The organism is Sphingomonas sp., from assembly GCF_039595165.1.
Taxonomy (GTDB): Bacteria; Pseudomonadota; Alphaproteobacteria; order Sphingomonadales; family Sphingomonadaceae; genus Sphingomonas.
Genome location: NZ_JBCNMA010000154.1, coordinates 1 through 7,449 on the forward strand (window position 1 = coordinate 1; position 7,449 = coordinate 7,449).

Below are 7,449 nucleotides of genomic sequence, written 5' to 3' on the forward strand. Positions count from 1 at the left end.
GAGCACGCCCACCTTATCGGCGACGGTGAAGCGCAGATAGGCGCGGCTGCGGCGCTCGCCGGTGGGGGCGGCAGGCTCTTTCGCCAGGCTGGCGGCGGGCATCGCATAGGGCGGGCCGAACTCGGTGCGTGCGATGTCGATCAGGTCGGCGACCACCGCCGAGGCGGTCGGGCCGTCGCCCGCGCCGGCGCCCTGGAACAGCAGCCGGCCGACGAAATTGCCCTCCGCCACCACCGCGTTGGTCGGACCCAGCACATGCGCCAGCGGATGCGCGAGCGGCACGAGGTGCGGATGGACGCGCTGGAACAGCCCGTTGCCGTTCAAGTCCGCGATGCCGAGCAGGCGCACGCGATAGCCGAGCGCCGCGGCCTCGGCGATGTCGGCGGCGAGCAGGTGGCGGATGCCGCCGATCGCGACGTCGCCGAATGCCGGCTGCGAGCCGAATGCGATGCTGGCCAGGATCGAGAGCTTGTGCGCGGCATCGACTCCGTCGATGTCGAAGCTCGGATCAGCCTCGGCGAAGCCCGCGGCCTGCGCCTCGGCCAGCACTTCGCCGAAGTCGCGGCCTTCCGCCTCCATCTTGGACAGGATGAAATTGCAGGTGCCGTTGAGGATGCCGTAGACACGGTCGATCTGGTTCGCCGCCGCGCCCTCGCGCAGCCCCTTGATCACCGGCACGCCGCCCGCCACCGCTGCCTCGAACTTCATCGGCGTGTCGGTCTTCTCGGCGACCTGCGCGAGTTCGAGCCCGTGATGCGCGATCATCGCCTTGTTGGCGGTGACCAGGCCCTTGCCCGCCGCCAGCGTCGCGCGAGCGAGCGCGAGAGCAGGGCCGTCCGATCCGCCGATCAGCTCGACCACGACTTCGGCCTGCGGATGGCGGGCGAGCTCGGTCATGTCGTCGACCCAGTCGAAGCGCGTGATGTCGACGCCGCGGTCCTTGGCGCGGTCGCGCGCGCTCACCGCGACGATCTCGATCGGCCGGCCGGCACGGCGCGCGATCAGCTCGGCATTGGCGTCGATCAGGCGGATCACGCCCGCGCCCACGGTGCCAAGGCCTGCAAGCGCGACGCGCAACGGTTCGGTCAAACTTCTTCCCCAACGCTTTCGTCACCCCGGCCTCGTGCCGGGGTCCACCGGGCGGCAAGAATCGCCCGAGGCGGCTCTTTGCGGCACGGTGGACCCCGGAACAAGTCCGGGACGACGGAGGAATAGTTTTGCCGGGTTTACTTCTTCGTCGGGTCTACTTCTTCGTCAGCCCGATCTCGCGCAGCCGTTCCGCCAGATAGTCGTGCGCGGTGATCGGCGGCTCGCGCTCCGGATTCCCGGCGGTCACGCATTGCGGCAGCGCCTTGATCAGGAAGTCGGGCGCGGGGTGCAGGAAGAACGGCATCGAGTAGCGCGGGGCGCCACGGCGCTCGACCGGCGGGTTGACCACGCGGTGCGTGGTCGAGGGCAGGACATGGTTGGTCAGCCGCTGCAGCATGTCGCCGACATTGACGACCATCGCGCCTTCGGGCGGCTTGACCGGCAGCCACTCGCCGTCCTTGTCGAGCAGTTCGAGCCCGGCTTCCTCCGCGCCGAGCAGCAGGGTGATGAGGTTGATGTCCTCATGCGCGCCGGCGCGGACGTTCGGCGCGTCCTCGGTCACCGGCGGATAATGGAGCAGGCGCAGGACGGAATTGCCGTCCCTGACCGCCGGGTCGAACCAGTCCGGCTCGAGCCCCAGATGCCGCGCGATCGCCGACAGCAGCTTGTCGCCCGCCGCATCGAACGCCGCGAACAGCTCGAGGAAAGTCTCGCGGAAGCCCTCGGGCCGGTCGGGCCAGATGTTGGGCGCCATGTTCGCTTCGAACCGGTGCCCGGCGGGCAGCTCGCGCCCGATGTGCCAGAATTCCTTCAAGTCGACATATTCGGCGCCCTTGGCGATCTCGGTCTTGAACGGGGTGTAGCCGCGCGCCCCGCCGCCGCCCGCGACGAAATAGCTCCGCTTCTCGTCCTCGGGCAGCTCGAAGAACGCCTTGGTCGCCGCCCAGGCGCGCTCGATCAGGTCCTGCGGCACGCCATGATCGGACACCATCGCGAAGCCGAACCGCTCGAACGACCCGCCCAGCGCCGCGGCGAAGCCGTCGGGATCGCGCGCCTGGTCGGCGAGGCTGACCAGCGGGACGCCAGTCTGTTCGGGGGTGGGCGGCGTGTCGAGCATATCGAGGTAACTCCGGAAACGATTCCCTCCGGAATAGACCTTCGCACGGCGCGCGAACAGAGGCGGGAGAGGCGCGGTGCCGTGCGCCTCTCCCGCAGTCCTTGCGCCTACGCAGCGCCGGAATTGATCATTGCCTTCCCTTCATCCTCCCCCGCCAGGGGGAGGTGGCGCCGAAGGCGACGGAGGGGGAGGAAACGAGCCACCAGTGTTCTGGCATCCGCCCCCTCCGTCAGCTTCGCTGACACCTCCCCCTGGCGGGGGAGGATTGGGTTAGTACTATTGGCCCAGCACGGTCAGCGTGCCGCGGCTCTTGGCATCGCCGGTGGGGTCGAGCTTCAAGGTGAAGTCGCTGCCCTCGCTGGTCTTGCCCTTGATCTCGCTGCCGCTGGCGGCGATCGTGAACCCGGCGGCCTGCATCTGCTCGCGGAACCAGCCGCGCACGCGGTCGGCCGCGGCGGGCGCATCGAACTGGACGCGGACGCTGTCGTTGCCGCCCCCATTCCTGCCGGCTCCCTGGTTGGCGTCGACATTGAGGCTGGCGATGGTCGAGCCGGGATAGAGCTTGAGCCCGTCGATCTCGAAATTCTCGGCGCCGATCTCGAACTTGGGCAGTTTGAGCGAGCCCTCGAAGCCCGGCGCCTTGATCGCGACGCGGCCGTCCTTGTCGGTCTTGACGCTCGCCTCGCCGTCGCCGCTCTTGACCGAGATGCTCGCGCCATCGCCCTCGCCGCCGCCGCAGGCCGCAAGCGCCGCCGCGAGGGGAAGGACCAGCCAGTTCCGGGTCATGTACAAACTCCACCGTATTAGTTGAACAATACACTAGGCGATGCGGCAAAAAAGATCAACCCGTGGGGTGACGCGCCGGTGACGATCCGGCATTGGGCCTCGCATGGACGCGCAGACCTCTCCCGAACCCGGCCACCAGCCCGGCGAAGCTGCGAACCGCTCGCCGATCCCGATGCCTGAATTCGTCGCGCTGATTGCCTCGATCATGGCGCTGACCGCGCTCGGCATCGATTCGATGCTGCCGGCGCTTCCGTCGATCAGCGACGAGCTCGGCGTGACGCACCCCAACCATCGCCAGTACGTCATCACCGCCTTCATGCTCGGCTTCGGCGTGGCACAGCTGTTCCACGGCCCGCTCGCCGACCGCTACGGGCGCAAGCCGGTGATCGCCATCGCGCTCGCTTTCTACGTCCTGACCAATGCGGTCGCCGCCTTCGCGGGCAGCTTCGAGCTGCTGCTGCTCGCTCGTGCAGCGAGCGGCGCGGCGGTCGCGGCGGGGCGCGTGGTGACGGTGGCATTGGTGCGCGACTGTTTCCAGGGCCGCGCGATGGCGCGGGTGATGAGCCTCGCCTTCATGACCTTCATGGTCGTGCCGGTGCTCGCGCCCGGCTGGGGCCAGCTGATGGTGATCGTCTTCGGCGACTGGCGGCCGATCTTCGGCGGCATCGCGACGGTCGCGGCGCTGGTGCTGATCTGGTTCGCCACCCGCATGCCCGAGACGCTCGCGCGCGAGTCGGTCCACCCGTTCGACCTGCGCGAGATCTGGCGCGGCTACCGCACCATGTCCCGCGACCGCTGGGCGGTGGGTTACACCTTCGCCACCACCGCCATCTCGGGGTGCTTCTTCTCGTTCATCGGCTCGATCCAGCAGATCGTCTACGACGTGTTCAAGCGGCCCGAGCTGCTCACCGCGGTGTTCGCCTCGGTCGCCGGGCTGATGGCGCTGGGCTCGTTCATGAACTCGCGCCTGGTGATGCGCTTCGGCATGCGCTTCCTCTCGCACTTCGCGCTGGTGGTGACGACGGTGCTCGCGGTGGTGCACTTGACGGTGATCCTGCTCGGCGGCGAGAATCTGTGGGTGTTCATCGCGCTGCAGGCGCCGATGATGGCCGCGATGGCGCTCGCCAACTCCAATTTCTCGGCGATGGCGATGGAGAATATGGGTGAGATCGCGGGCACCGCGTCGAGCCTTCAGGGCTTCATCTCGACGATGGGCGCGGCGGTGCTCGGCGCGCTGATCGGCCAGGCGTTCGACGGCACCACGGTGCCGCTCTATCTCGGCTTCACCGCGCTCGGCCTCACCGCGTTGCTGGTCGTCTTCGTCACCGAACGGGGTAAGCTGTTTCGCCGCAGCTGAGGCCCCGGCCGGCATCGCCTAATCAGAAAGAGCCTGTCTTTCGTCGCGCCGCCAAGGAACCGCGCACGTGCCTCCGCCGTTCGCGCTTCAGGAGAAGCATTGGAGGGCTGCGATGGGCGGCATGCAGATTCCGGGGCGCGGCCCCGGCGACGACGGTTACGACGAAGACGGCTATGATGAGAGCCAGCGCGCCGAGATCCTCGAGGCGACGCGCGACGGCCCGACCGACGGCACGATCCTGACCGACCTCAACCCCGATCTCGGCGAGGAGCTCGACGATGACGAGGAGGAGGACGAGCTGCTGATGGTGTCCGACGAGGTCGGCGAGGAAGCCGTCGCCGAGGACGATGCCGACGACGCCGAGGAGGACGCGCTCCAGGAAGAATTCGACGACGGCACGATCGACGAGGCCGAGCTCGGCGATGGCGACGAGGTCGCGCTGAACCCCTGACGCTTGCCCGCCGGGTTCTTGACTGGCGCGCGCTTCGGGCGGAGCATTCCGCAAAAGGGAGAGCGCCATGGCAACCGACCCGCGAATCGACGCCTATATCGCGCGCCAGGTCGAGTTCGCCCGGCCGATCCTCGACTGGCTGCGCGCTCGCGTCCATGCCGCCTGTCCCGAGATCGAGGAAGGCATCAAATGGGGCATGCCCGCCTTCTCGCATCGCGGCCGCCCGCTCGCGCACATGGCGGGATTCCAGCGCCATGCGAGCTTCGGCTTCTGGTATCGCGACCAGATGGCGACCGGGAAGGAGGGCGAGGCGATGGGCCAGTTCGGCCGCCTCGAATCACTCGCCGACCTGCCCGGCGAGGCCGAACTGGAGGCGCAGGTGCGCGAAGCGATGGCGCTGATCGAATCGGGCAGCCTGCCCAGGCGCGAGGCCAGGCCGCCCAAGCCCGAGGCTGAGGTGCCCGCGGCGCTCGCCGAGGCACTCGCGCGGGATTCGCTCGCCGCCGAGCGGTTCGACGCCTTCCCGCCGGGCGCGCGCCGCGACTATTGCGAATGGATCGCCGAGGCCAAGCGCGACGCCACGCGCGACAAGCGCCTCGCCGACGCGGTCGCGTGGATCCGCGAGGGCAAGAAGCGGCACTGGAAATACGAAAGCTGCTAGGGCTTGCGTCTCGCCAAAGATATGGCATGATATATCATCTCTGAACGGGAGGTGACTCATGCGTCGTTTCACTGCTTCGCCCCAGCCCGAGCCGTTTTCGGCAATCAACACCACGCCGCTGATCGACGTGATGCTCGTGCTGCTGATCATGATGATCATCACCATTCCGACAGCCACGCACAAATTGCCGGTCGAGCTTCCGAACGGGCCGCCCGGACCGGTGCTCGACACGCCGCACCGGCTGGACATCGCCGCCGATGGCGCGCTGGCATGGGACGGGCGCGCGATATCCGATGCCGAGCTCCCCGCGCTGCTCGCCTCGACCGTCGCGGCGGACGGCGTGCTCCAGTTCAAGGCCGATGAGGCGGCGCGTTACGAGCGGTTCGCCAATGTTCTGACGACGGTCAAGCGAGCGGGAGTCACCCGGCTGGGCTTTGTCGGCAACGACCGGATGGCGTTCGACTGAGGGAACGCGGCGCCGGCGGCTCGCGTTGGGATGCCCTGCATCCCGCAACGAGGTCGATATGCGCCGTTCCCTTCTGCTGCTTCCCCTGATGCTCGCCGCCTGCGGGCCGGCGACCGAGCCGGCGAACGACACGACGGCAAACCCGGCGGTGGATGCGGGGAATGCGACGGCGCTGCCGGACGATGAGATCGCCGACGACATCGTCGCGGACGAGGCGCCTGCCCCGGCGGCCACGGCCAGCCCCGCGCCGCTCGACCCGCCCGCGCCGGGCGAGCCGGGCGGGCTCGACAACGACACGGCCCCGCTCGACGAGAGCCCGCAGCCCGAGGCTTCGGCGCAGGGCGCGGCGCGCGTGGTCGAGCGCTACTTCGGGCTGATCGAGGCGGGCCGCTACGCCCGCGCCTATCAATTGTGGGAGCCAGGCCGCGCCGGGATGAACCGCCAGGCGTTCGTGCGCAGCTTCGATCGCTATGCCGAATATCACGCCAATATCGGCGCGCCGGGCGAGATCGAGGGCGCCGCGGGCAGCCGCTACGTGACCGTGCCGGTCCAGCCCTATGGCCGGCTCAAGGCGGGCGGCCGCCCGTTCAACATGCGCGGCACGGTCACGTTGCGCCGCGTGGCCGAGGTGCCCGGCTCGACCGATGCGCAACGCCGCTGGCGCATCTACGACACCGACATCAAGCCGCGCCCTTGAGCGCGATCGCGCGTCGCGGCTTCCCTGCGCGGCGCAGTTGCCGTAAACGTCAAGCACTATGGCGCGCTTCACGCAGACGATCACCGCCGGGCCCGGCGACATCGACGAGCTCGGTCACGTCAACAATGCAGTCTGGGTCCGCTGGATCCAGGACGTCGCGGTGGCGCATTGGCACGCGGCCGCGCCTGCGGAACACCGCGACGCCTATATCTGGGTCGTGACCCGGCACGAGATCGACTATCGCGGCAACGTGGCGGCGGGCGAGACGGTCACCGCCGAGACCTGGGTGCCGGAGCCGCCGCGCGGCGCGCGCTTCGACCGCCACATGCGCTTCACCGGCGCCGACGGCAAGGTGAAGGTCGAGGCGGTGTCGACCTGGGCGATGCTCGACCGCGCCACCGGCCGGCTGGTGCGTGTGCGCGACGAGGTGGCGGCGCCCTTCCTCGAAGCCTAGCCGCTGTTTCGCAGCGCCGTCGCGATCGCGTTGATCGACAGCAGGATGCCCTGCTCGATCTTGGGATCGGTTTCCCCCGCGCGATGCCGCTTGAGCAATTCGACCTGGAGCAGGTTGAGCGGCTCGATATAGGGCAGCCGCAGCCGGATCGAGGTCTCCAGCGCCGGGTGCTTCTCGAGCAGCCGCGTCTGTCGCGTCACCTCGAGCAGCTGGTCGTGCGTGGTCCGCCAGCCGTCGCGGATGCGCCCGAAGATCGCATCGCCCAGCGCGCGGTCCTCGACCAAGGCGGCATAGCGCCCGGCGATACCCATGTCGGATTTGGCGAGCACCATCTCCATGTTCGCCAGCGCCGAGGCGAACATGGAGATGGT

The 7,449-nt window shown here is 68.9% G+C and carries 10 protein-coding genes; 6 read left to right on the forward strand and 4 right to left on the reverse strand.

Annotated features, from left to right (window positions below; genetic code table 11):
• The 3 genes from ABDV68_RS17295 to ABDV68_RS17305 form a co-directional block, all read right to left on the reverse strand.
• Positions 1 to 1,089: homoserine dehydrogenase (locus ABDV68_RS17295; RefSeq protein WP_343521348.1), on the reverse strand; the 1,089-nt coding region annotated here is incomplete at its 3' end.
• 154 nt (positions 1,090 to 1,243) lie between these two features.
• Positions 1,244 to 2,206 carry a 2-oxoglutarate and iron-dependent oxygenase domain-containing protein gene (locus tag ABDV68_RS17300; RefSeq protein WP_343521349.1) on the reverse strand — a complete coding sequence of 321 codons (963 nt, stop codon included), beginning with the start codon at positions 2,204 to 2,206 and terminating at the stop codon, positions 1,244 to 1,246.
• Between the two features lie 276 nt (positions 2,207 to 2,482).
• The gene (locus ABDV68_RS17305) at positions 2,483 to 2,992 is read right to left on the reverse strand and encodes a hypothetical protein (protein ID WP_343521350.1); all 510 of its coding nucleotides are present in this window, start codon (positions 2,990 to 2,992) and stop codon (positions 2,483 to 2,485) included.
• Between the two features lie 103 nt (positions 2,993 to 3,095).
• Between ABDV68_RS17305 and ABDV68_RS17310 the strand changes: the two genes are divergently transcribed.
• The 6 genes from ABDV68_RS17310 to ABDV68_RS17335 all read left to right on the forward strand — a co-directional run bounded on the left by ABDV68_RS17310 (position 3,096) and on the right by ABDV68_RS17335 (position 7,078).
• Positions 3,096 to 4,349: a multidrug effflux MFS transporter gene (locus tag ABDV68_RS17310; protein WP_343521351.1), complete on the forward strand. Its 1,254-nt coding sequence runs from the start codon at positions 3,096 to 3,098 to the stop codon at positions 4,347 to 4,349.
• A 112-nt stretch (positions 4,350 to 4,461) separates the two neighbouring features.
• Positions 4,462 to 4,800: a DNA primase gene (locus ABDV68_RS17315; RefSeq protein ID WP_343521357.1), complete on the forward strand. Its 339-nt coding sequence runs from the start codon at positions 4,462 to 4,464 to the stop codon at positions 4,798 to 4,800.
• 67 nt (positions 4,801 to 4,867) lie between these two features.
• A complete protein-coding gene (locus ABDV68_RS17320; protein ID WP_343521352.1) occupies positions 4,868 to 5,461 on the forward strand; it encodes a YdeI/OmpD-associated family protein in 594 nt (197 codons plus the stop codon).
• A 58-nt stretch (positions 5,462 to 5,519) separates the two neighbouring features.
• Positions 5,520 to 5,927, forward strand: coding sequence for a biopolymer transporter ExbD (locus ABDV68_RS17325; protein ID WP_343521353.1), 408 nt, complete (start codon positions 5,520 to 5,522; stop codon positions 5,925 to 5,927).
• 58 nt (positions 5,928 to 5,985) lie between these two features.
• Complete coding sequence (locus ABDV68_RS17330; RefSeq protein ID WP_343521354.1) at positions 5,986 to 6,624, forward strand: hypothetical protein; 639 nt, start codon at positions 5,986 to 5,988, stop codon at positions 6,622 to 6,624.
• 58 nt (positions 6,625 to 6,682) lie between these two features.
• A complete protein-coding gene (locus ABDV68_RS17335) occupies positions 6,683 to 7,078 on the forward strand; it encodes an acyl-CoA thioesterase (RefSeq protein WP_343521355.1) in 396 nt (131 codons plus the stop codon).
• Here ABDV68_RS17335 and ABDV68_RS17340 read toward each other — a convergent pair.
• The coding region (locus tag ABDV68_RS17340) for a phosphoenolpyruvate carboxylase (protein WP_343521356.1) at positions 7,075 to 7,449 on the reverse strand (375 nt) is incomplete at its 5' end. The genes ABDV68_RS17335 and ABDV68_RS17340 overlap by 4 nt on opposite strands.

Coding starts and splice junctions, on each gene's coding strand:
- ABDV68_RS17300 (WP_343521349.1), bottom strand. CDS start 2,206: ATGCTCGACACGCCGCCCACCCCCGAACAGACTGGCGTCCCGCTGGTC.
- ABDV68_RS17305 (WP_343521350.1), bottom strand. CDS start 2,992: ATGACCCGGAACTGGCTGGTCCTTCCCCTCGCGGCGGCGCTTGCGGCC.
- ABDV68_RS17310 (WP_343521351.1), top strand. CDS start 3,096: ATGGACGCGCAGACCTCTCCCGAACCCGGCCACCAGCCCGGCGAAGCT.
- ABDV68_RS17315 (WP_343521357.1), top strand. CDS start 4,462: ATGGGCGGCATGCAGATTCCGGGGCGCGGCCCCGGCGACGACGGTTAC.
- ABDV68_RS17320 (WP_343521352.1), top strand. CDS start 4,868: ATGGCAACCGACCCGCGAATCGACGCCTATATCGCGCGCCAGGTCGAG.
- ABDV68_RS17325 (WP_343521353.1), top strand. CDS start 5,520: ATGCGTCGTTTCACTGCTTCGCCCCAGCCCGAGCCGTTTTCGGCAATC.
- ABDV68_RS17330 (WP_343521354.1), top strand. CDS start 5,986: ATGCGCCGTTCCCTTCTGCTGCTTCCCCTGATGCTCGCCGCCTGCGGG.
- ABDV68_RS17335 (WP_343521355.1), top strand. CDS start 6,683: ATGGCGCGCTTCACGCAGACGATCACCGCCGGGCCCGGCGACATCGAC.